The 1217-nt window shown below is 70.8% G+C and carries 1 protein-coding gene and 1 pseudogene; both read left to right on the forward strand.

Annotation, left to right across the window (positions count from 1 at the left end; all coding sequences use genetic code 11):
• Positions 1-975, forward strand: a 975-nt coding sequence (locus I5E_RS17545) for an ABC transporter permease (RefSeq protein ID WP_022908135.1), incomplete at its 5' end; no start/stop codon positions are given.
• A 19-nt stretch (positions 976-994) separates the two neighbouring features.
• Positions 995-1217, forward strand: a pseudogene (locus tag I5E_RS26070) (hypothetical protein); the annotation flags it as partial.

Below are 1217 nucleotides of genomic sequence, written 5' to 3' on the forward strand. Positions count from 1 at the left end.
GTGTTCGCCGTCGTGTTCGTGATCGGGTTCCTGACCTGGGCCGCGGCGGGCAAGTCCCTGCCGATCCCCGGTCTGCTGCTCGGCGCGCTGAGCCTCAGCGTCCCGCTCGTGTTCGGCGCCCTCGGCGGCGTCATCTCGGAGCGCGTCGGTGTCGTGAACATCGCGATCGAGGGCCAGTTCCTCGCCGGTGCCTTCAGCTCCGCGATGGTCGCGTCCATCACGGGCTCGCCGTGGGTCGGCCTGGTCGCGGCGCTCGTCGCGGGCACGCTCGTGTCGTTCATCCTCGCGGCGTTCAGCATCAAGTACCTCGTCGACCAGGTGATCGTCGGTGTCGTCATCAACGCCTTCATCTCCGGGCTGACCGGGTTCCTCTACTCGCAGGTGCTCTCGCCGAACGAGACGACGCTGAACGTGGGCGTCCGGTTCCCGATCGTCCCGATCCCGGTCCTGCACCAGATCCCGGTGATCGGTCCGGTGTTCTTCGAGCAGCGCGTCACGGTCTACCTGGCGTACGTCGCGGTCGCGGTGGTCACCTTCGGGCTCTTCAAGACCCGGTGGGGCCTGCGCCTCCGTGCCGTGGGCGAGCACCCGCAGGCCGCCGACACGGTCGGCATCAACGTCACCGGCACGCGGTTCTGGAACGTCTCCCTCGCCGGCGCGATCGCGGGCCTCGGCGGTGCGTACTTCACGCTCGACGCGGTCGGTCCGTTCACCAAGGACATGACCGCCGGCGCGGGCTACATCGCGCTCGCGGCGGTCATCTTCGGTCGTTGGGACCCGATCAAGGCCACCCTCGCGGCGCTGCTGTTCGGCTTCGCGTCGAACCTGCAGAACACGCTCGGCGCGATCAACTCGCCCGTCCCGAGTGAGTTCCTGCTCATGCTCCCGTACGTGGTGACGATCTTCGCGGTGGCCGGCCTGGTCGGGCAGTCGCGCGGTCCCGCTGCGGCGGGCAAGCCGTACATCAAGAGCTGACGGCCAGGAGGCACGGCACATGACCGACACGCACGCTGCGGGCGACGACCACGTCGCGTCCACCGACCAGACGGGCTGGGCGGACCCGGCCACGGCCCTGGACGGGCGCGGCGGCCGGACCGCCGCCGACGCGGCGGGGGGCGACCCGCGCCTCCCGTCCGACGTGGACTGGACCGCCCTGCGGACCGCCGCGACGGCCGCGATGGGGCACGCCTACGCGCCGTACTCGTCGTTCCCGGTGG

Source organism: Curtobacterium sp. B18, assembly GCF_000333375.1.
Lineage (GTDB): Bacteria > Actinomycetota > Actinomycetes > Actinomycetales > Microbacteriaceae > Curtobacterium.